The 21,560-nt window shown below is 66.8% G+C and carries 24 protein-coding genes; 23 read left to right on the forward strand and 1 reads right to left on the reverse strand.

The window, feature by feature from the left end:
- Nucleotides 1–185 precede the first annotated feature (185 nt).
- From ABZ824_RS35880 to ABZ824_RS35900, 5 genes are all read left to right on the forward strand, one after another.
- The gene (locus ABZ824_RS35880) at nucleotides 186–1,169 is read left to right on the forward strand and encodes a hypothetical protein (protein WP_356968873.1); all 984 of its coding nucleotides are present in this window, start codon (nucleotides 186–188) and stop codon (nucleotides 1,167–1,169) included.
- A gap of 66 nt (nucleotides 1,170–1,235) precedes the next feature.
- Nucleotides 1,236–1,817 (forward strand): hypothetical protein, encoded by a 582-nt coding sequence (locus ABZ824_RS35885; protein ID WP_356968875.1) that lies wholly within the window; start codon nucleotides 1,236–1,238, stop codon nucleotides 1,815–1,817.
- A 205-nt stretch (nucleotides 1,818–2,022) separates the two neighbouring features.
- Nucleotides 2,023–2,289 (forward strand): hypothetical protein, encoded by a 267-nt coding sequence (locus ABZ824_RS35890; protein ID WP_356968877.1) that lies wholly within the window; start codon nucleotides 2,023–2,025, stop codon nucleotides 2,287–2,289.
- 322 nt (nucleotides 2,290–2,611) lie between these two features.
- A complete protein-coding gene (locus tag ABZ824_RS35895; RefSeq protein ID WP_356968879.1) occupies nucleotides 2,612–3,235 on the forward strand; it encodes a hypothetical protein in 624 nt (207 codons plus the stop codon).
- 114 nt (nucleotides 3,236–3,349) lie between these two features.
- Complete coding sequence (locus tag ABZ824_RS35900; protein WP_356968881.1) at nucleotides 3,350–4,819, forward strand: hypothetical protein; 1,470 nt, start codon at nucleotides 3,350–3,352, stop codon at nucleotides 4,817–4,819.
- Nucleotides 4,820–5,434: 615 nt separating this feature from the next.
- Here ABZ824_RS35900 and ABZ824_RS35905 read toward each other — a convergent pair.
- Nucleotides 5,435–5,806: a hypothetical protein gene (locus ABZ824_RS35905; protein WP_356968883.1), complete on the reverse strand. Its 372-nt coding sequence runs from the start codon at nucleotides 5,804–5,806 to the stop codon at nucleotides 5,435–5,437.
- Nucleotides 5,807–6,308: 502 nt separating this feature from the next.
- Here ABZ824_RS35905 and ABZ824_RS35910 point away from each other — a divergent pair.
- From ABZ824_RS35910 to ABZ824_RS35995, 18 genes are all read left to right on the forward strand, one after another.
- The gene (locus tag ABZ824_RS35910; RefSeq protein ID WP_356968885.1) at nucleotides 6,309–7,406 is read left to right on the forward strand and encodes a hypothetical protein; all 1,098 of its coding nucleotides are present in this window, start codon (nucleotides 6,309–6,311) and stop codon (nucleotides 7,404–7,406) included.
- A 241-nt stretch (nucleotides 7,407–7,647) separates the two neighbouring features.
- Nucleotides 7,648–8,562 carry a hypothetical protein gene (locus tag ABZ824_RS35915; protein ID WP_356968887.1) on the forward strand — a complete coding sequence of 305 codons (915 nt, stop codon included), beginning with the start codon at nucleotides 7,648–7,650 and terminating at the stop codon, nucleotides 8,560–8,562.
- 30 nt (nucleotides 8,563–8,592) lie between these two features.
- On the forward strand, nucleotides 8,593–9,081 hold the full coding sequence (locus ABZ824_RS35920; RefSeq protein WP_356968889.1) for a macro domain-containing protein: 489 nt from the start codon (nucleotides 8,593–8,595) through the stop codon (nucleotides 9,079–9,081).
- Nucleotides 9,068–9,424 (forward strand): hypothetical protein, encoded by a 357-nt coding sequence (locus tag ABZ824_RS35925; RefSeq protein WP_356968891.1) that lies wholly within the window; start codon nucleotides 9,068–9,070, stop codon nucleotides 9,422–9,424. The genes ABZ824_RS35920 and ABZ824_RS35925 overlap by 14 nt, the downstream gene beginning before the upstream one ends.
- 286 nt (nucleotides 9,425–9,710) lie before the next feature.
- Nucleotides 9,711–10,391: a hypothetical protein gene (locus ABZ824_RS35930; protein ID WP_356968892.1), complete on the forward strand. Its 681-nt coding sequence runs from the start codon at nucleotides 9,711–9,713 to the stop codon at nucleotides 10,389–10,391.
- Complete coding sequence (locus ABZ824_RS35935) at nucleotides 10,388–11,164, forward strand: DUF2786 domain-containing protein (RefSeq protein WP_356968894.1); 777 nt, start codon at nucleotides 10,388–10,390, stop codon at nucleotides 11,162–11,164. Before ABZ824_RS35930 ends, ABZ824_RS35935 begins: the two co-directional genes overlap by 4 nt.
- 118 nt (nucleotides 11,165–11,282) lie before the next feature.
- The gene (locus ABZ824_RS35940; protein WP_356968896.1) at nucleotides 11,283–11,663 is read left to right on the forward strand and encodes a TIGR04338 family metallohydrolase; all 381 of its coding nucleotides are present in this window, start codon (nucleotides 11,283–11,285) and stop codon (nucleotides 11,661–11,663) included.
- Between the two features lie 383 nt (nucleotides 11,664–12,046).
- A complete protein-coding gene (locus tag ABZ824_RS35945) occupies nucleotides 12,047–12,475 on the forward strand; it encodes a hypothetical protein (RefSeq protein WP_356968898.1) in 429 nt (142 codons plus the stop codon).
- Nucleotides 12,472–13,044, forward strand: a complete 573-nt coding sequence (locus ABZ824_RS35950; RefSeq protein ID WP_356968900.1) for a hypothetical protein — start codon at nucleotides 12,472–12,474, stop codon at nucleotides 13,042–13,044. Before ABZ824_RS35945 ends, ABZ824_RS35950 begins: the two co-directional genes overlap by 4 nt.
- Nucleotides 13,045–13,332: 288 nt before the next feature.
- Nucleotides 13,333–14,196, forward strand: coding sequence for a hypothetical protein (locus ABZ824_RS35955; protein WP_356968902.1), 864 nt, complete (start codon nucleotides 13,333–13,335; stop codon nucleotides 14,194–14,196).
- Between the two features lie 536 nt (nucleotides 14,197–14,732).
- Entirely contained in the window at nucleotides 14,733–15,059 is a 327-nt protein-coding gene (locus tag ABZ824_RS35960) for a hypothetical protein (RefSeq protein ID WP_356968904.1), read from the forward strand.
- A 223-nt stretch (nucleotides 15,060–15,282) separates the two neighbouring features.
- Nucleotides 15,283–15,768: a hypothetical protein gene (locus tag ABZ824_RS35965; protein ID WP_356968906.1), complete on the forward strand. Its 486-nt coding sequence runs from the start codon at nucleotides 15,283–15,285 to the stop codon at nucleotides 15,766–15,768.
- 142 nt (nucleotides 15,769–15,910) lie between these two features.
- The gene (locus ABZ824_RS35970) at nucleotides 15,911–16,648 is read left to right on the forward strand and encodes a hypothetical protein (protein ID WP_356968908.1); all 738 of its coding nucleotides are present in this window, start codon (nucleotides 15,911–15,913) and stop codon (nucleotides 16,646–16,648) included.
- A gap of 389 nt (nucleotides 16,649–17,037) precedes the next feature.
- Nucleotides 17,038–17,478, forward strand: a complete 441-nt coding sequence (locus tag ABZ824_RS35975; RefSeq protein ID WP_356968910.1) for a hypothetical protein — start codon at nucleotides 17,038–17,040, stop codon at nucleotides 17,476–17,478.
- Complete coding sequence (locus tag ABZ824_RS35980; RefSeq protein ID WP_356968912.1) at nucleotides 17,475–17,747, forward strand: hypothetical protein; 273 nt, start codon at nucleotides 17,475–17,477, stop codon at nucleotides 17,745–17,747. Before ABZ824_RS35975 ends, ABZ824_RS35980 begins: the two co-directional genes overlap by 4 nt.
- Before the next feature lie 99 nt (nucleotides 17,748–17,846).
- Entirely contained in the window at nucleotides 17,847–19,169 is a 1,323-nt protein-coding gene (locus ABZ824_RS35985) for a hypothetical protein (protein ID WP_356968914.1), read from the forward strand.
- Between the two features lie 94 nt (nucleotides 19,170–19,263).
- Nucleotides 19,264–20,007, forward strand: a complete 744-nt coding sequence (locus ABZ824_RS35990; protein WP_356968916.1) for a hypothetical protein — start codon at nucleotides 19,264–19,266, stop codon at nucleotides 20,005–20,007.
- Between the two features lie 92 nt (nucleotides 20,008–20,099).
- Nucleotides 20,100–21,515 carry a DUF3560 domain-containing protein gene (locus ABZ824_RS35995; RefSeq protein WP_356968918.1) on the forward strand — a complete coding sequence of 472 codons (1,416 nt, stop codon included), beginning with the start codon at nucleotides 20,100–20,102 and terminating at the stop codon, nucleotides 21,513–21,515.
- Nucleotides 21,516–21,560 lie beyond the last annotated feature (45 nt).

The raw sequence follows: 21,560 nt of genomic DNA on the forward strand, positions 1-21,560 counted from the left end.
CAACCTAGTCATCAGCTCGGCGCTCCCGCAACCACACCTCGCGCGAGCAGCTTCGGGGCACGGCCGCATTCCTCGTGCAATCTCGCACAGGCCGCTTGCCGAGCCGATGCTCACCCGTGCGGGCTTGCCTCAACGACGCCGCCGCAGCCCTTTGCTGCGTGATTCATCTGCATCAAGGATTTCCAATGGCATCTTCCGATACGGCCGCTGCCGTGAACGACACCGAACTGGCCGCGGTCATGACCGCGCTGCCCGATTCGCAGGATTTCGTGGTCACCGACGTCTGGAATGTCCACGAGGTCCTCACCGCCGCGCGCGACGCCCTGGGCAGCCGGCCCTTCACCGATGTCGAGGTGTGGGCGGTGGAAGACTCGCATCTGCTGGTCACCCTCGAAGCTCAGCCCGGCATACGGCTGGCCAGCGAAAGCCTTCGCGTGCTCGATACATTCGCCACCGACAGCGCGGTGGTTGGTTCGGGCGCGGTCGGCCATGTACTCGACCAGCTCGCGCGTCTGCATCGCAGCCTGGTCGACGACCTCTACAGCCAGTTTCCGGATATTCCGCCCAGTCCCGACCGTCGAATGCTCGCGAGCGTGGTCGACTATCTGTGGGAGGTCGAGACTGCCGACTACTCCAGGCAAGACGATGACGGCCGCAGCGGCCACATCCTGCACGACCTGCGTGGCCTGGCGCGTTGGCTCGACATCGCGACCGTCACCGCCTTGTTGCCGCTGCCGACGCAGTTGCGCGGCAGCCTGCGTCCCGGCTTCAGCCCCGACCACGCCAACAAGGTCCTGTCCGAACTCGGTGCCTGCTCGTGGCTGCGTCCGATCTGCCTGTGGGACTGCCACGATCCCGACACCGGCTACCACGGTAACCCGACGGTCTACCTACACGGCAGCTATCAGCTCTACCAGCCATCGGCTCGGCTGCTCGCCTGGCTGGGCACACCCGCCGACCCCGACGCACCAGCACCAGATTCGCCGGGTCTGCCCGCAACCTGGATCGGCGACATCGCCACCGACATCGACCTGGCCGAACGCCCCGACATCAGCGCCGACGCCTGCACTTCCCATCAGGACCACCCTCACAACTACTGCCGGGCAGCACCGACCGCGACCGGCCCCATCAGCCACGCTGGCCCGCCGGCATGCACACCCATCGAATGACCGTCGACCAACTGCCCGGCTGCACCGGACCTTGCGCGAGGCCGGCACATCCCGAGAAAGACCAGAATGGACGTACACGAGCCGAAAGTCATCGACGTCGGCGGCGGCCGAACCTACACGGTCACCTTTCCCGCTGACGAGGACGCCGACAGTCCCCGCGGAAGCGGAGCGGACGAAACCCTGATGGTGGTGGTCACCGCCCACGGTGTGACTATCGACGAAACACGCAGCGATCGCACGCCACACGCTGCTGCGCTGGCGTATTTTCTGCGCGAATTCGGTTACCACGACGTCGACACTGTCGAGCGCCGCTACCAGCTCTGGCGCGCTATCACCGGCAGTCCGTTCCAGTTGTTCACCGCCGGTAGATACGTCTACCCGATCCAGTCGGGCTTGGCCGAATGGTTCGTACTGGCCGAGTCGGAAGCCGCGGCGCAACGCGAGATCAGCGAGTACGCAACATGGCTCGGCGGTCGGGTGTTCACCTGCGTAGTCACCGGCCCGGACTCGACCGAGATCGGCAGCCGCCCGAACCTCTACGACACCATCGCCGCGCGAGAGTTCTACGACGAACTCATCGCCCGCACCGAAGCCGACCTCGCAGACCAAGCCCGCCTCCGCGGCGCCGGAATCATCGGTCTTCTTTGAACCGCGCCATCCCACCGGTCGCACCCGAGGGGTCTCCGCACTTCGGTGCCTGCGTCACCGGGGCCTCCTATCGGGATGCCTCCTCTGCTGCCCACATGTGGCCGGCGCCACCACTGCTGCGTACTCGGATCCACCGTCGCCGCTGAAGGCTGCTTGCACTAGGAAAGGTCAGAGATTGACATCAACGCCTGACGAGCACTCTGAAATGAACGTCCTGCGGATGCGCATCTTCCGCGCCATGAACGCAACCCCTTGCGGGCCGCTCGTCCGCGTGAAGAGGTTCAACCCTCACGAACCCAACGTGCAGGTATGGCTCCACCAGTTCGCTGAATGGTTCGAGGAACTGGGAGAAGTCCTCACGAAAGTCGGCATGGACGGCGATGCCCGAGACCACGCACTGTTGGAGTTGCGTCGCCAACGCACGGCCATACGCACGTTCCTGGGACTGCCTGACGATCCGACGACCCTCTGACCGGACCCCACCCCGGAAGCGCACCCCGTCACGAGGCCGGGCTGAGTCCCGGTCGAATCGCCGCAGTCGGCAACGGCCTGTCTTGGACGTCATCACGCATCCGGGACCTACCTTCCAGTACCTGATGTCGCCAACACACCCGCCGCCACCGCTGCCCCAAGGCACCCGGCCCCGCCCTCGTGGGTCCAGGCGACAACCGCGCCACAACACCCGAGCCCGAACCATGCCTTCGAACACCACAATGTCCCCTCGCGGCGACCCACGACAGCCGCCGCCGATCGCTGCGCGACAGAGACGACCTTCGGGCGGACCGGTCACGCCGATGAGCCGCCAGTTGTCGTTGCAGCTGTCGCCTGTGATCGCCTTCTACCAGGTACATGTCGCAGAGGCCGAAGAACTCTTGATCGCCTGGCGACATCCTCTGCACCTGCCCGACGACCAATACCCCACCGGCAGGCCCTACCGGCGTCCGTTCGGCAGCATGGCATTCGTCATGGAGGACCGCGGTCGTCGTGCCGCGGTCGTCGTTCTGGCCAGCACCGTAAACGCCAGCGTCTCCAAACCGCACGGTCTACACCGCTACAACACGGTGGATCTCGCCAGAATCGCTCGCAGTCCCCACCGCCGCGACCAGCGATGTTTGCGGGCAGTTCTGCGCATCGCACGCGACTATCTCGCGCCACTGTGGCTGGGCACCTACCCCAACTGGGATGCGCGCAGCGCCGAATTGTGCGGGCAGCCGCAGATCGCCGCCCTGTCGAGCACGAGCCTGCCCGGCACGCCCGGCGCGATGTACCGATTCGACGGATTCGATCGCCTCCGCACCTCCACAGGCAGCAAAGGCGGCGGACACCAGCGCCCCAGCGCCGCCAACGCCATCCACGACGGTGCGCGAGGCCTGTGGGTCTACCGCTACCCCCGGCCACTGCGCCCCGCCGACGCCTAGACCCGCGCGCCGATCAACTCCGCAGGGGGCCGCGCCGGCGTCACCGGTCGCCACCACGCCACCGGTCCCCGGCGACCGGTTTCCTCATGCCTCAGACTGCAGATCGGAAAGACATTGACAGACAACGGAAGTCGCTGGCCCCCTAAACCACGCGGGGAATCTGATCGACTGTCGCCTACGCCGAGCCGCGGCCCGTCCGGGTCCGCGCCCGGTATCGGGACCGGTGACCAGCTTCCGGCCTCACTCGGCACACCTCCCGGCGGTGGCGCCAACCGGGTCTACCCGATCCGCTACGCCTACTGCTGGACCGACACCTCGACCGGCGCGCAGCGGATCGTGGAGGCGATCAGCCGCGACGACGCCTACGAATCCGCTGCCGGAATCCGCCGCATCCAACACCGCCGCCGCCGTGACCCCGACGCCACGGTCCTCAGCGGCTTCGGGGCGGGGCTGTGGGTCGACGGGGACATCACCCCGCTACAGCCCACCGGTGTGCACACGGTCGAAGATGTGGATATCGCTGCCCAGATCTGCCGGGAAGTGCTGGAAAGCATCGCTGAGGGCATCGTGCCCGCTGATGTCAGCCGATTCGGTGAGCTGCACGAATACGTCGACGCCAACATGTACGCCGACGAATGGATTTCGCGCAGGGAACGTCTTTCGGGTCAATGCTTCAGTGACTTCATCGGCCAGGTGCAGGACGTGGTGACAGGTTGGCTGCAGTCCGGACGTCCGCCGACCTTCGCTGTCACACCCCCGGTCGGGCCGGTGATCGTCCAACTGCATCCACCAACCAGCTATGCCGACACCCGAAACGTGTCCGATGTGCAGGACTCACCGCTGCCGCAACCCGCGCCGCGTTCACCGCTCACGGTCGGGTCGCCCTACACGACAGCAGAGGTGCTTCAGCAGGCCACCACAACCGAGATCACGGTGAACGGGGTCACCACGATCACCTATCACCTCGTGCCGGACGAAACGCGCTGGCACAGGGCTACACCCGCCGACACTTCGCTCGGGGTATGGGTGTATCGGGGTCCTGAGGGCTACCGCGGTGTCCTCACCAAAGACCGGCACGGCCTCCACTGGGGCACCATCCTGCGGCCTGGAGGCGAACGCGGATCACTCGATGAAGGTCAACTCAGCACCAACCTTGAAGAATCCAAGTTGGCGGTGGAAGGCATGGTCGCCATCGAAGCCGGGATACACCACGGGCGTCGGCTCGAATGGATCAACTCCGGGCCCGACCCGCACTGCGAAGCCGTCGAGATTCACGAGTACGAAGGCCCTTTCGACTCCTTCGCGGTGGTCCGCGTCGGCGAAGACGGCGTTGTCCGGCTCAGTGTCTACGGCCGATGCGAACCGATATGCCAAGACGAACCGGTCGAGTCCGTGGACGACGGCAAGAGCGACGCCATCGCCACCATCCAAACTCTGATCGGCTCAGCCACCCAACTCGACACCTACACCGCCACCACCCGCCCGTACACCGAACCGCAGCCGCCTGCGAGGCTGCACCATTCAGCTCCACACGAACCACCCACAGACCGCAGCGCGCAGACTATCGAGCAATCGCACGAATGAGGTCAGCACCGGCAGATCCATGCGGAATCAAATCGCTGCGGTCGGAGTCGAGCAGGATCCACATCTCCCCGGGGCGGCGACCATTGACTGCTGCTGCCGACGAACCCCACCTCGCCCGGGTCGACGGCCGGCCGCGCGAACGCCTCAATCTGCCGGAAAAAAACATCGCAGGTCGCGCCCACATGCTCACCGAACCTGCACCTTGACCACCGCGATGCTGCAGACACGCAGCCGCCAGACTCATCGCCGTTCATGTGAACACCGACATCGGCCCTCAATCGACACCTCGCCGCTGTCAGCGGCCAGTCGAGACTCCCCACGGATGGCCAGTTCCGCTTCCCCGCAGGCGGCCAGTTGGCACATCCCGGCGCATGACCAGCAAATCGTGCCGAACGCACGCTCATGCCGATCACAGGCCGGCCGGGATCTGCACCGACACGGGATCGTCAGTGCCTGCGGTAACGCTGAGACGGGTCGGCGGATTCGATCTGCTGGAGCTGAGCCGCGATCGCCGCTTGTTCGTCGGTCTGAGTCTCGCTCGGGTGATGGATCCACCAGCCTGGCCCCCACCGCAGCACCCTGCCGTACAAGGTCAATAAGAGACCTTCCTCGAAATCATTTGCTGGCACACGGATGTCGCGAACCAAGCGGCAGCCACTCATCCTCAGTGAGCAGACGCTCGACCGGCAGATAGCCCAGCCGGTGATACACCTCGGCGTACACCGACGCCACCTCGTCCGTGCAGCGGCGCTCCACATCGAAGATCGCCGCGAAAGGGCCGTGGACTCCGAGTTTTCCGAAGCCCCGCAAAAACTCTCGAACATCTTCATATTCATCGTCGCGGTCGTCCAGGTAGCACAGATCTCGAAGCCGTTCTCCAGCCACCGACTCCATTTCCGGACCAGACCGGGCATACATCCCCGGCCGAGCAAACACCTGCTGCGCTTCTGTCAGCCAACGCTGCTTCAGATCTTCCGATGACCGCACCCACCGAGCCTAGCCAGAACACGCCCTCATGCCGCATATCGCGCGTCCACCAGCCAGCGTCTCCGTTGCTGCAACGTCACCCTGGCGGCCAGATAGCTCCCCCGCCAAATGGCCGCCGTTGGGGAACTTCAACTGGCCACTGACACGCCGCCACAGCTCCGGCATCGGATCGTCCTGTAGCTGCGCGGCGGACCGAGAAGTCCGTCAAAGAACGCGCCCGCTCCGCACGTACCGACGTGGACACACACGGGGGTCTCCATGCCGACGCCGTCTGCGCGCTGTCCGCAAGTCCGCCTCGAAGAAATGTTGCCTCTTGACTCACCCCGAAGCATCCACATTGTGTGGTCCAACCCTTGATCCGAGTCGCGTCAGCTGCGAGCCGCGGACCGTCATCGCCCGCTGGCCTATCGGACGAGTTGATCCAAAAGGCTGGCAACCCCACGCCGAACTGCGCATCACCTACGACACGCGCCCCGGTGAAAGAGACTGTTACACAGCGACATTGACAGCGCTGTATCGCCACGGCGACGGCGCCACGACCTACGCAGTAGGCATACCGACGATCGTGGTGTATCGCCGTCCCAGCAAACGTTTCCGGGGGTCGCAGCTCGAGCGAACCTATCAGCGGGCGCTGACGGTGTTGCGTGAGCGATTCGTCCACGATGCCGGTGTCCGCGAGTACTTCGACCCCGCGTCCCGGATATTCACCGACCTCGAGTCCTTCGGCATCCGCTTCCACATCCCCGACCCGTCCGGCGAAAGCCCGACTCGACGATGGGAACTGCACCGCAAGACTGAACTCACCGGCGAATCCGCTGTCGCTGTCCTGGCCCACGGTGTCGAGTTTCCCGACGGGACCGCCGCGATGCGCACCTCAGGTTTTCCCGCAATCACCACCGCCCTCGAGTCAACCTCACACGCCGAGATCCTCGACGGCTACCACGATCGGACCCGCGTCATCTGGACCGACCCATCGCCACCACCCGGTCAGGAGACGACCCGCGTCGCCGTGCGCGTACCCCTCGAGGACGACGACACCCACACATGGGCGCTCTACACCTGTCCCGTCGCCGTCCTCGGCGACGCGCACCGCGAAGCCGACGAGATCGGAAGGCACTGCGCGGAATTCTCCGGTGACGTCGTGGTCGTCGACACAGTCGAAGGATTCGCTGCAGGCTGCAGCACCTGGTCGCGCTACAGCCACCAGCCCGACCCCACCAACCCGCACGGCAGCGAGTACGCCCAGGCGCGTGCCGAGCACTGGGGCTGCCAACACACCTTGTTCGGCACAGCCACCGATGACTGGACCGACGAAACCGACCTGTATATGGGTCGAGCGATCGGCACCATCACCGAGTGGAGGCTCGAGTCGCTGGATTGGCGTGCAGCGGTCGTACGCACCACCGACGAGCCGGACGTCGTGGCCGTGTGGATATCCCGAGACACCGAACAAAGCGGGTTGGACGACACCCATGGCGACGGTGAACATGTCCTCGTCGAAGCCGCCCCCTATCCGAGCATCGAGGACGCCAAACGCGCCGCCACCGCCATGATCGTGGACATACTGTCGCGGCAACGCCCCACCGCCCCCACCACCTAGCGGCTGCCGATGCGCCGGGCCCGACGCCGAACAGGCCACCATGCCGCAAGACGGCAGCTTCGTGTCACGGCCCTCGCACACACCGGGCATCAGCATCCTTCCGGAGGCTTCCATGACGAATTCTGTCGATGCCGTTCACTCCGATCGACTTCCCGATCGTGCGCCGGATCACCACCGGCCCTCGCACCCACCCACCGACGCGGGCGCCGCGGACTTCCAGGTGCGGCGCAGGAGGCCACCGATGATTCGCTCGCGCGGACGGTCTGTGGTGAAGCGGGTCGTGCAGATGTCGGGCGGAATCGGGTCGTTCGCTGCCGCGACCCGTGTCGCGCAGCGGTATGGCACCAAAGACATGGTGCTGCTGTTCGCAGATACCCTGACCGAAGACGAGGATCTGTACAGGTTCCTGTCCGACGCCGAGGACTACCTGCGCGTCCCGTTGGTGCGAGTATGCGACGGTCGCACACCGTGGCAGGTATTCGCCGACGTGAAGTTCATCGGGAATTCGCGAGTGGCCCCGTGCTCGAAGTGGTTGAAGCAGATACCTTGCCGCCGATGGCTCGAAGACCACTGCGACCCGGCCGACACCGTGCTGTATGTCGGACTGGACTGGGCCGAGCGGCGGCGTGAACCCGGCGTCGTCCACGGCTGGGCGCCGTGGCGCGTCGAGTTCCCCATGGCCGAGGATCCCTACCTGACCAAGCAGCAGATGCTCGATGACTGCCGCTCACGCGGATTGGTGCCGCCGCGGCTGTACGAGCTCGGCTACAGCCACAACAACTGCGGCGGCGTGTGTGTCCGTGCCGGCCACAAGCAGTGGCGCCACACCCTGCGCGTGTTCCCCGAACGCTTCGCCGAAGCCGAACGACACGAGAACCACCTGCGGACACTGGTCGGGGACCGGTCGATCCTCACAGAACAACGCCGCAGCGTGAAGTATCCCCTGCCTTTGTCGGAATTGCGGCGGCGCGCCGAGTGCGCACCGACACCGCACACCCTCTCCGAGACCGCGCCCGCTGCGCCGAGTGGTCGCCAGCCGGTCGAAGAACCCGGCCCGAAACACTCCTCCCGAGGGCTCGCTGCGGCGGCGCGCTCCCGGCGGTCTTCTCAGCGACCGGTACTGCGCACACCCGACGCTGCCTCCCGTTGTCGGTGACCTCACCTACCTTCGGCTCAGGAGGATGCCATGGCAGCAGTAACCGATATCCGGTACACCCGCGGTGACGCGACCGCACCCCACGGCGCCCGTCCTGCGGTTATCGCTCATATCGTGAACGACCGCGGCGCGTGGGGGCGCGGTTTCGTCCTCGCCGTCAGCCGCCGCTGGCCCGAGCCCGAACGCGCCTACCGCGCCTGGCACCGCGGGCGGGAATCCAACGATTTCGCTCTCGGTGCCGTTCAACTCGTTCGCGTCGAACCGCAACTGTACGTGGCCAACATGATCGGCCAGCACGGTGTCGCCACCCGCCGTTCTGCTCGCCCGCCGATCCGCTACGACGCCACCGGCCGATGCCTGGCGGCACTGGCCGACCACGCAGCGGCCGCGGGCGCGTCGGTCCATCTACCCCGCATCGGATGCGGCCTGGCTGGAGGCCGTTGGGAGCAGATCGAACCACTCATCCGCACCCACCTGTGCGCGCGAGGGATCCCGGTGACCGTCTATGACCTTCCCTGAGGACCACCACAACCCCGAAACCCCAGCCGAGCAGCTGCTCCGCCACTACAGCGACGCCGCACTGGTCGGCGAAGCGCACGCCCTCATGCACGGCGAGCGACACCTCACCATCGAGCACGGCTATCCCGAGACCGCCGACGACACCGCCCGTCTTCAACACCTGTCGGACACCGCATGGCGCGGTCACGACGGAGCACGCACCCGATCCATCGGCGGCGGCGGCGACTACACCACGATCACCGTCGAAGGCCCGCACGCCGATGAGTTCGTCGACAGCCTGGCACAGCTCGCCCAAGAGAGCCTGAACCCTGGCTGGTGGCAAGTTCGCCGCTCAGCACGCTGAATCCGAAGGACCCAATCGGTCTTTCCGCCCTCACTCGTGTCGTGCTCGTCCACGACGAGGCCCGTGACCTCCCGGCTGGGCAGGTCAGCGAGCACACGACCACCAACGCGCCCCTCCACCCTCCCTGCTGATCCGGAGACGAGCGAGCCCGGCAGCGGCGACGCATCGGCGGCCGACGACCCATCCAGCTGATCACCGACCGGCCCCTGTTCTGGCCCGGCACTGGACCCCATGTGCCCGGCGGTCCACCGTTCGCTCCTCCTCTTTCACAACGGAGTTCACTGTCATGACCGAACACGCCCCACCCCCAGCGCCCCGAAACGAAGACACCCCTGCCCTGCCTGACGCGCTGCGCGATGCACCCATGTCGCAGGGCATGGCGGTGCCCTACATCACCTTGGCTCATCGCGACCGCAGCGACCGGCCCGCGTGGGGCAACGTCGACACGATCCGTTTGCGAGAGGTACTGGAACGCGCGCTGTGCCAAATCTGCGGCACACCTCTTGGCGAGCAGGTCATTCTGTTCATCCTGCCCTCCGACTTCCGCCAGGGCCTCACGGTCGAACCTGGGCTCCACCCCGCCTGCGCCGAGTATTCCGCCCGAGCGTGCCCCCTGTTGGCCGGCCGGATGCACCGCTACCACCGCCATCCCGCACAACGTCTCACCCGATGCGCCGATCCCCGCTGCCACTGCTGGGGGTGGGTGCCGCCGCGGCCCGACCCTGCCCGGGACGGGGCACCGACCGAAGCCTGGTACGAACTGCGCCTTCCGTTGAGCGAGTACCGGGTCATCACCGTTCCCGGTGCCGATAACCGCCCAGCGGTGACCGGCATCGACCTGAAGACACCCCGGTTGATGCGCCGGATCCGGAAGATCCGTGACGCCGCGCAACCCAGCCAGCGCGAGCGCGACCCGTTGGCGATGCTTCTCGTCGTCGGCGTGTTGTTCGCAGGTACAGACCAGTGAGCGGATCCGACCGGGCGCTCGCGCGCGTCGCCGGGTTGCTGCACAAGGCAGAGCGCACCGACAATCCGCACGAAGCCGAAATCTACTTTGCCCACGCACAGCAACTCGCGACGCGGCACTCGATCGATCTCGCCCTCGCTCGCGCCACGCAGCCAACCACTACCCGGGCGACCCCGGTCATGCGTGAGATCGCCATCGGTGAACCCCGCGCCCGAGGGCTTTCGACCTACGTGCAGTTGTTCCTCGCGATCGCGCGTGCCAACGACGTGCGCGTGGACATCGCGACGAATTCGACGTGGGTGATCGCCTTCGGGATGGAGTCCGACATCGCGGCGGTCGAAGTCCTCTACGCCGGCCTGCTGCCGCAAATGATCCACGAGTCTCGCGCCTACCTACGTTCCCCCGAGCGTCGCGCGCAACACGCCGAGGGACGCGCGAAGCCGGGCATCACCGCGCGCCTGGCCTTCCAACACGCCTTCGCCACCCGCATCGGCCAGCGTCTCACCGAGGTCCGCGACATCACTCGCGCCCAGGCGCTGTCCTCGGCCGGTGACCGCGGCGCGGGGCCGAGCACGGCGCTGGTGTTGCGCGGCAAGGAACTCGAAGTCACCGACTTCTACACCAGCCACTCCCGAGCTCGCGGAACCTGGCGCGCCCCGCGCCGCCGCCGCGTCGACGGCGCGGCCTCGATCGCCGGAGACCAGGCCGGCCGCCGCGCCCGCCTCACCGATCGCCCCTCCCTGCCTGCTGCTGTGCGGCGGTTGTCGTCATGACCCGCAGCACCCGGGATACTCGTCGAAACCGTGTCTATGCTGCCGAAGCGCTGGTGTGGAACATGTTCGAGCGGGCCGATCAGCTACCGGCCGCCAGGTCGAGATCTTCGGTTCGCGAGTGACATTGCCGATCGAGCGGCGAGTGGTCTCGCTGGAGTCGATGCAAACCTACGTCGATGCCGTCCTCGCGCTGGAGACAGTGCGCAGCCGGTACAAGCGAGCCCGGATCCCGGTCACGGTCCGGGCCCGACGCGGACAGTCGCGCGCACACTACGAGTACGCCACCGCCACCATCGCGATGCCCTTGCACAATCGCAGCATGCTCAGGGAGTTCGTGCTGCTGCACGAAATAGCCCATCGTCTGCAACCGCTCGGCAGTCCCGGCCACGGCCGGCAGTTCTGTCAGATCCTGTGCCATCTCGTCGAGCTCGCGATCGGCGCCGAAGCTGCCTGGCTGCTGCGCGCCACCCTCGCCGACACCCAAGCCGATCACAGCTGACCCCATCACCGTGCGGGCTGCGCAGCATCCGGCCTTGATCCACTCACCCCTGCTGCGTCCAGACGGTCCGCCGCCACCGCCCGCAACCAGCGACCCGAAGAAACTGCTCGAAACCCGCCGCAGATCCTCGCACTCGCTGACCGGATCCGCGACACCGTGACCCGCCTCAACGAAAACCCGCTCTTAGCAGCGGATTTCACCGTCACGCTCATCGTGGAGCTCACATCGACTTCGACGTCGCCCCCGGGCCACGTGCTCGCCTTCGCCCACGCACTACTACCCATGCCTGAATCCGCGACCGACACCACTGCGGGAGCACGTCGCGGTGGACGCCGCGCGCCATGCGGGCCGCTGCCCGAGGCGACGACAGGAGAACCCACCAGATGGACACCATGCAGGTGTGCTGGTCGGACACCGACCGCACCCACGCTCACGCCACCTACGCCGGTCACCGCACCGTCTGCGACCTGCCCGTCATCGAGGCCCGCCCGATCCACGCTTCCGTCTTCGGCGACCTCACCTGCCCGGCATGCACCCGGCACGCCCGCCTCCAGCTGGCGCGCGCAGCCGCCCAACGTCACCTCAGCGACCATGCTGCCGAACTCGATGACCCCGAAGGCCTCGTGGAAACCGCTATGCAGATCATCGTTCCCGAAGCACTCGCGCGGCGACGTGCCGGTGACAGTTGGCACGCGATCACCACCGACTATCTGCTGGCCACCGACCCTCCCAGCCAGTCGGATCCCGATACCCGGTTCGCGGCAGGCCTCGGATCGGCGGTCCTGAAGTCCCTGGAAGCCACTGAACAGTGAACCCCGTCGCTCATCTGCGTCTGCTGCGCACCCGTCTCGACGAGTGGGCCGCGCAGCTACCGTGCGTTCGCGCCGCCAGTGCCTGCAGCGGTGAGCCCAACCATCGGCTGTGGTGGCATCTGGACGCGACGCTGACCAAGGCAGCCTCCGAAGCGCTGTCCGCCTACGATGCCTGGTCGGCCGCAGTCGCCTTGCTCTGGGCGGAGGAACTCGCGGATGTGGCGTGGCGCCGTTGCGCGCGGCGGCACATCCTCGTGGCCGCCATCACCGGCCGCGATGGGCTAGACGGTGCCGCGCCGCCGTCGCTGCCCGCACTGGCCGTAGCTGCCCGATTCCAGCCGCAAGCGTGGATCAACGATCACGCCGTCGATACCGACGTCGACTTCCCCAACCAGTGGACCGTGTCGCCATCGCTGGCGCCACAGGCTCTGCGTGCGATCCTCACCGGCCCGACCCCCGCAGACCTGGACTTCCTCACCTGCGATCCCGCAGCACCCGACTGGATCCGTCGCTGGTCCGGCCCCTTCGACATCACCCTCGACTACGCCATCCACCCCATCGACAGCTGAGTCCCATATCGGGAGCGGCTACCAAATGTCCGCACCCCAAGCCGGGAGTCCGGCAGTTCCAATACCCCCTGCGTCGTACCGCCCGCCGCTTTCACGCACCCGGCCGCGAGGCATGCCCCGGCACGGGTCTCCGGGCTTCACGGAGCCGCACCGCCGCCACGCTCACCGAAGGGCACACCCTCGAGCGGTTGTGCTCGGTCTGCATCCCCGCCCCGACAGGCCCCTGCGCTGGCTCGCAGCTGCACACCACTGCCGAAGTCGACCCATCACCTCAAGGAGGCCCTCACTGTGACCTTGCGACTGTGTCTGTTGCTCGAGGAACGCTACCGAGCCGAGAGCCTGCCCCTGGCCTTGGCCTACCGACTGCGTCAGAATGGCCACCGCGTCGACATCGTGCGCCCGGGTGGCCAACTCCTGGACCTCGCCGGGCTCATCGACAGTGCTGACCATGACGCCTGGATTCTGAAAACAGTCTCCGGTGGCCCTGGACTCGGCCTGCTCGAAGCCGCCGCCCACGCCGGGCTCACCACCATCAACGACGCTCGCGCCATCCGCGCTGTCCGGGACAAGGCCCGCGCCCACCTGCTGGCCGCACGCCACGGTCTGCCGGTCCCTCCCACCTGGGCCGCCACGGATGCCGCCGCGTTCGCTGCGGTGCCCGCCCAGCACTACCCGCTGGTCGTCAAACCCGCCGACGGCAGCGCCGGACACGCCATCCACCTGATCACCGGTCCGGAGGATCTGCACCGCCTCTGCGGGCCTCGCAGCGATCAATTGCTGCTGGGACAGCCCTACATCCCCAACCGCGGAGTCGATTTGAAGGTCTACCACATCAATGGCCGACTCTTCGGCACCGAATGCAGTTCACCGTTGGCGACCCGCACTACGGCAGATCGCCCGGTACGCCTGGTCGCGGAAATCAGCGACCTCACTCACCGTGTCGCCGACCTGTTCGGCCTCGACCTGTTCGGCCTCGATATCGTCTTCGGCCCCGATGGCCCGACCATCGTCGACATCAACGACTTCCCCAGCTTCCGCCGAGTCCCCGGCGCCCTGGACCTCCTCGCCGACGCCTGCTTGTCACTGGCCTGGAAAGGCGCTCGGTGCACTCCCGTGGCTGCCGCACAGCACGCCCACCCCACACCAGCATGACCCCGCATGCTGCAGTAATGGACTCATCGGCCAGCCAAATCGACTCTGCCACAGCGAAGTTCGATACAGTGCGGTGGGCTTGCTCTGCGTCGGGATTCGGCAGGCCAGCCCAGCGCCTGCGTGTCGCTGTCCGGGCGATGTCCGGCCATCTTTCCTCGCCCCCGTTCCTCGATGAATCGCGCCCCCGGCACCGCCGCCACGACATACGGCCCCGCTGCCGTGTGGGCCTCACCGCCGGGCAGCGTGTCACCGCGCTCGCCGACCAAGACCCGAGCCGGCCGTGACAGCGGTAGACACACCGCACGGCGGGGCCCGCGTCGAGGACGGACATCTCATGCGACCAGCACGCCATGCCGCCACATGACGACACCGATGGGCCGACCCATCGCTGTCCGAACTGCACCGGCGATCCCGCCCCGCTTTCGCCCCAGCGACAATCCCAGCCGCCCACTGATGCAGGTGACGACAAACCCGTTGCCCCGCAACGTGTCCCGTACCGACCCCAGCGCTGCAAGCTTTGACCCGAAAGCGCAACGATGAGCATCAGCGACTACACCGACTTCAAGGACAACGCCGTCGCCATCGACCCACCGGGGTGCAGGTGCACCGATTGCCAAATCGGCCATTCCGTCGCCCTCGACGACCCGTGTTCGCTCGATCTACTGGCTGAGCAAGCCGTCGCTGGCCGCCGGCTCATCAACCGCACCGACGGCCCCCTCCTGCTGGTCCGCGACACACCGGCGATCTGCCCCCTGCCCCGCCACTTTCCTCATCGCTGGCGCCACGCCAAGGACGCAATGGTCACCGTCTCCGGCGAGACCTCGATGGCCCACCCGACTTCGGACCAGGACAGCACACCATGACCAGGAACACCGATTCGCGCGCCCCCAGCGCTGGCTCTCCCACGCGCAGGACACGACCGGTGCAACTCGCCCTGGACGGTGGACGCACCACCGTCCAGGCACCGCCGCCACCGACTGGAACGCTGCCACGGTTTGCTACACCTTGACCGGCCCCAGGCTGCGTGGAAAGTGGACTCTTGGTGTACATTCCGCGGCCGACAGCGCCGAGGCAACCTCGCTCGAGGTGAACTTCGGGGTTGGCGGCCTGAAGTCCATCCCGTTCACCCGCCGCGACAAGCCTGTCATCAACGGGATCGAGATCATGGGCAGCATGGTGATCCGCAACCGCGACACCCTCACAGGCCGCGGAGAACGATATCCTTCCGGCGACCAGCTACCCGATCCGACCGCGGCTCGACTGACGAGCGTGGTCCGCGCCGTCGCCGATCACCTCCTGACAGATGAGCGCCTGGGTGAACTCCACCACCGCGCCGCGGTCCTGGACGCCTGCACCCTACGCGAGATCGTGGGTGAGCGTCTGGCTGAGGATCAGCGCACACTCCGGGAGATCACCGCCGCTGTCACCACGCGGTGCGACTACTACCGTGCACTGGCCGAACACTATGACAACATCGCCAACCGCACCGCACCACCGGGCCCGTTCGCCGGGACCGACAGCGCCGGCCGACCACTCGCACAGCCGACACCACCACAGATGTACGTCGTCTAAGCCATACCCGCAACAGGGCAGCTCTACCTCCCGAGCCAGGCCACAGCGCGCCTGCAGCCGCGCGTGCCCGGCGGTCGCCGCCCGCACTCGTGCGCACGGTCTCGGCGGACACTTCGCACCGCCCGCGGTCAGGAGCACCCCCATGAATCTCACCGATCCGTCCATTCCCCACCGCCGGCCCGTCGCCGGGCACGGCAGCCACGCCGAAGCCGTCGCAAGGGCACTGTTGGCGCCCTACGCCCCGGGGGTACCGGCCATCTCGCTCCGCCCGCATTCCGCAGGAGTCGATTCCATCCACGTCGATGTGCGCCGCGACACCTTCCGGTTCGTGATCGACGTCGTCGCCGCCGATGCCGTTGCCATGGCCGCGCTGCTGGCCGACCTGATCGCGCCACCCGCACACAGCGACGAGCCCGACTGGTTCCAGCTGGGCCGCGCAGGCTTCGAGGCGGGCCTCGAGCACCCCTCGCCCCTTTTGAACGACAAGGTCGCGCCGTTCATCACCGACCCCGAGGCCGACCCGGATCGTGTTGCCGAGATCATCCGCCAGTACGGACAAGGCTGGGACGCAGCGTCCGAAGACAGTGCGCGAGCCGGGCTTCCGCACTCCTACACCGCACCCAACCAGCCGCCGCCACCGGCCCGGCCGGTGTATTTCGTGTGGGACCGCGACCTCGGGCAGGTCACCGCGATCCTGCCCGACCCGGGTGCGACCGCTCAGCACCTCTACGACGCCCTCACCGCGGCCGGTCGCAGGCGTGTGCACGCGGAATGGGTCCAGCGGCAACGGCCCGCCACCGACGAGGAAGCCGCACCCCTACTGCAGCAGTTGACCGCCGCCGGATACCGACCGCACGTCCTGGCATCCATGCCGAGGTAGCCAGCCGCCGGGCACACCAGCTCGCCGGTTCGCCCAGCGTGGTGCGTCGTTGTCCGCGCGGGCCTGAACCCTGCGACAACCGAATTTGCGAGGCCACTCCGATGACCGACCCTTCCGATGCGCTCGATGCCTTCTACAGCCTCCCCACGCCCGTTCTTGCCGCCTGCCGAGATGGCAGCCACATACTCAGCGACAGCGAATCCCGCGCTGTCGCAGCGGTTTATGCCCAGCAGAACACATCTCTGTAGCACTGGGGCGCCGGCATCGACGTCGCCCACACCGCCCGCCTGATCGAAGACACCCAGTGGCTGCTCGACGCGGCCGGCGTCCTGTGTGATGACACCGACCCACACCGCTACCCCGACGAAGCACGCAACGCCCTGCGCGCGTTGCTCGACTACTTCCGCGGCCGCGCCCGCGTGCGGCCTACCCGGGCTGACTACGAGCGTGAACTGACCCAGATCTACACCAGCGAGTTCGAATTCCTACGCGCCCGCGGACACTCACCCCGTATCGCTTCGACCGGCCATGGCGGCGGATGCACCGGGCTGGCGACCGTGCTGGACGAGCGGTATGAGCTCTACGCCACCAACGGTGACGCCTGCCTGGTCGGCAGTGAAACCGGCGAAACGCCCGGGCCCTGGTCGGTCGGCATCTACGACCGGGAAACCGGCCACGCTCTCACCAACGCGACCGACCCCCACTTCAACACCGCGTACGCCGCCGCAGTCGCCGCCATCCCCCGCCAACGCACCCGCCTGCCGCTGTCTGCGCTGCGGCCCCTCTCCCGGATTGGCAACCTGCTCCGGATAAGGAGAACTCACCGATGAAAACGACCTTGCGACTGCCGAGCACATTCGCCGACCGAATCCACCAGATCGCCGGAGTGGACAAAGAAAACTGCGTCGTGATCGACGACGGGTCCACCAGCCTCGTGACCCTGACACCGTGCTGCCACGCCTACGGAAAAGGCTCGGCCCATTCACGCACCGGCGTCGTCTGCCGCGCCTATTACGACGAAGTCGACGTCAAACACGCCGGAGGCGGCGCCGATATCGCCATCCACCGCGACGACCTGAACATCGTCATCGAATCCTGAACCTTCTCCCGCCGCACATTGCGTCCGGCGTGATCCACATTCATCAGCCCCTCATCCTGCGACGGCGACCCCCTATTCGAATTACACCCTGGATGCTTTATGACGGACTTCGACGGACTGTTCGATATCACGTCGCTGACTCCCACCAGCAGCGGCACCGGTCACGGACCCTCACTGCTGGTCTGGTCTTATGGAATGGGTGCCGAATCAACCGCCGGGATCGTCCGAACGATACTCGACCCGACCTTCCGCCACCCGTGCCTGCTGCCGGACCTGTCGAACCTTATCGTCGTGACAGCGCAGACAGGCGACGAATTCTCGTCGCTGGCAACCCTGGTGGAACATCACGTGCTGCCTCTTTTCCGTGCCCACAACATTCGAACCGTCGAGGTCGCTCGCGCGGGCCCGCGCAACGAGGACGGAATCGTCGTTTTACAGGACACACGCCAACCGCAGCGGATGCATTTCGACGCCAGGGAGCATGGCTTCTACGCCCTCAGTGACGAAAACCGCGCGAACGCTGTCCAGCCGCAGCGCAGCGGGAAACGGAAATGCACATTGAAGTTCAAGGGCTGGCCCATGGATACGTGGCGTGACCGTGAACTAGGAGCGCGCCCGTATCTGCACGCGATCGGCTACAACGCCGAAGAGGAAAATAGGATCGCCCGAGAGTCGGTCCTCGATCTGGGCGGCCACCGGCAGATGATCTACCCCATTCACAACGCCGGATGGACACGGCAACAATGCCGTGAATATCTCCACGATATCTTCGGCGTGTGGTTGCCCAAATCGCTGTGCCGCGAATGCTGCTTCGTGTCGAAAATCGAATGGCCCGACCAGATCGCGCGGTTACTGGCCGAGCCCGAAGAATCGTCTCGGCATGTCGTCGATGAGTACGTCACCCTCGCGCTCAACGCGAAGTCCGGGCTTTTCGGCCCGCAGGACACGCTGACCGAGCGACTGCGAGCCGCGGGCGCGGACGCGATCCTCGAGCTGGCCGAGAACGAGATCTCCCACAGCCCATGGGCGTTGTATCGGTTGCGGCGGGTCTACTTCGCTCCCGCCACCGCATGGCGATCGGTCGATGTCGCACTGCGAGGCACGCCCGCACACACCCAAGAAATGCTGAGGCGCTTGGCGGAATCTCTCGAGATCCCGGTCATCACCGACGCCCGCCACCACACCCGACTGTGGCTGGCGCAGCGCCCACCACAGTCAACGACATACCCGCAGGTGGAGTGCTTTTTCGTCGCTATGCCAGCCCTGGTGATGGACAAACAGCAGCCGGGGTTCGAAACCCACTGGGTGGCACACGCCTCCGACGAGTTACGGGAACTCAACATGGCCGCTGCCGACCACCTGCACCATCTGCTGAGGCAGTCCAGCTCGCCACTCGCCGCGCCCGCCACGGTTCGCTCGTAGGCACCTGCTTGCGGCCGGCGGTGCACTTCGGCGCGGGGCGTGAGCATCCGCGATCGACGAATCAACCCTCCGAGAGAGTGAAAGAAGGATGGTCATGATCTCTGTCCAGGAATTACATCGCTGGGTAGCGGGTTTGAACACCTCAAGCTTCGTCGGTATCGACGAGGGGAGCCTCGTCCTGGTGGAGGTCCGCGATGACGAACACCTCACCGGCGCCTCCATCGAGATCGGTGGATATGAGAACGACACCGGCGATGCACCGCAGCCGTCGGCTATGGCTGTCGAGCCCGCGAGGGTGAGCGCGCCGCTCGAGGCGGCGGTGATATCGGTGGCGGATCTGCTGGCCATGGTCGACGGCAGCCTCACCCGCACCGAACTGTCCATGGTGCGCGCCGCGATCCGGAAGTCGAGTATCGGTGACTCGCTAGGGGACGTGGTGTTCGCCGTCATCTCCGAACGCCGCCGCGAACTCACCGCCGAGTTGCGTCCGTTCACCGATCCGGACGCATTCACCGCTCGCCTGGGCTCGGGGCCGCTGGTCTCGGTGGCTGCCGAGCGGATCGGTGGGCTGTTCGCCGCGATCAAGGAAGCGACCGGACTGTCGCTGATCCGCGTGCGCTGCGGTGACGCCGCGCGGCTGTGCATCGAGGACCAAGCGACGGGCAGGCTGTTCGAGATCGGCGACACCCTCGAGCTGTGGTTGCGTGGTGACATCACCACCCCCGGCCCGACCGCGGCGTGGATCGGCGCCCCCGTCGACGACTTCACCCACGACGAACTGACCCGCACCGGCCCCCACGACTACCAGCTCCCCGAACCGGCACCTCGCCGGGACTGACCCGCGGCTACAGAAAACCGGCCGGACGAACCCAACCCAAACACATGCTCAGATTCGCATGTCGACAACTCATGGAAGGAAGGTCGTGGCTCGTGACCGCGCTGACGATTTCCCACACGGCCGAGGACGGCACCCTGTTGAGCGGCACCGTCCGCGACGACGGCACCTACGAGGTCATGTGCGCGGTCCGCAAAGCGGTCGGGCACTGGCGGTGGGCGCGGAGTCTGGGGTGTTGGATCGTGGTGTCCTCCCGCGATCGCCAGCCCAAGCAGTACCACATCGACTACGCCGCGCAGAAACTACGCGAGGCCGGATACACCGTGAACCTCGACATCGACCGCGCCTCCCGCGCGACCGAGGACGCCGAGACCGACCGCGCCCTACGTCAAAACGATCGAGTCGACGCATTGCGGGACAGAGCATCCCGCAAGGACGCTCGCGCCGCTGCCGCGGAGGCGGCGCATCAGCGAGCCCATGAGGCGTTGCCCCCGGGCGGGGAGCCGATCAAGATCGGACATCATTCCGAACGCCGGCACCGTCGCGCCATCGACAAGGCGCAGACCGCGTGGGGACGCTCGGTGCAGGCCGACCGGGACGCCACCCGCGCCCACAATCGCGCCGAGGCCGCCGCTCGCACCACCGAGCAGCGGTATTCCCCGCGGACGGTGGCCAACCGCATCGAGGTCCTCGAAGCCGAGCAGCGCGCCGATCAACGCGTCCTCGACGGGCACACCCGCCGGTTCCTCGACAGCGACGGCAAGGTGCACCACACCGACACCACCCGGGCAGCGACCGGGGAGTACCGGCAGCGGGTGCTGGACCGGATGACCCAACGCGAGAAGGACATCGGCTACTGGAAACAGGTCCGCCAGTCCCAGATCGACGAAGGTTTGACCCCGGGCTGGGGCCAGCAGGATTTCGCGGTCGGGGACTTCGTGCGCGTCGGCGGGGCGACGTGGCGTCAGATCACGCGGGTCAACGCGAAAACGGTGTCGGTGGTGAATCTGTCGCTGTCGCGGCTGGCGTTCCACACCATCGCTGCCAAAATGACCGCGCATCGGGAGATCACCACCGATCACCCGGTGCGCTTCCATGAGATCACCGCGCACATGACCCAGGCCCACGCCCACGAACGCTATCCCGATGTCTTCACCGACCTCGACACCCCCAGCCTCCCGCCGCGCCCGAAACGCCGCAGCGGCAAGACAAAACTCGACCACCACCGCGGACCGCAGGCCGACTACTGGTCCTGGAGCATCGACGGCATCGAATACCGCGCGACATGGGCGCACCCGGCCCACTGGTACTCCACCCCGCCCGCCCCGATCACCGAACCGGGCACGGTGCGCCTACGCGCGCAACACCGCGCGCCCGGCCGCGTCCACGGCGACCCAGTCGAACTCCCACTGACCGAGTACACGGTCACCGGGCCGGTGTGCTGGCCCGAGGAAGTCCACAACCAGGTCCGCGCCCTGGTCGAGGCCCGCACCTACCTGCCCGCTACCTGACCCCCGGTGCGCACACATCACCGCGTCCGGCGTCAACAACGCAGC

This window comes from Nocardia sp. NPDC047038 (assembly GCF_040644075.1).
Lineage (GTDB): Bacteria > Actinomycetota > Actinomycetes > Mycobacteriales > Mycobacteriaceae > Nocardia > Nocardia sichangensis.